Genomic DNA, 283 nt, shown 5'->3' on the forward strand with positions numbered 1-283 from the left:
GGTTACGAGTCGGGTAACTGGGTTGGCCCAACCATGTTTACCAATGTCACCACCGACATGAGCATTTACAAAGAAGAGATTTTTGGTCCGGTACTGTGTTGTATGGAAGCGGATAACTTAGACGATGCTATCGAACTGGTTAACAACAGCCCTTACGGTAACGGTACCTCAATCTTTACTGCATCAGGCGGAGCTGCACGTAAATATCAACATGAAATTGAAGTAGGCCAAGTGGGTATTAACGTGCCAATTCCGGTGCCATTACCATTCTTCTCATTCACAG

At 45.6% G+C, this 283-nt stretch carries 1 protein-coding gene; it reads left to right on the forward strand.

Annotated elements, in window-relative coordinates; genetic code table 11:
- Positions 1–283: aldehyde dehydrogenase family protein (locus AAEY75_RS14655; RefSeq protein ID WP_352259974.1), on the forward strand; the 283-nt coding region annotated here is incomplete at both ends.

This window comes from Psychrobacter sp. TB55-MNA-CIBAN-0194 (assembly GCF_040309505.1).
GTDB classification, from domain to species: domain Bacteria; phylum Pseudomonadota; class Gammaproteobacteria; order Pseudomonadales; family Moraxellaceae; genus Psychrobacter; species Psychrobacter fozii.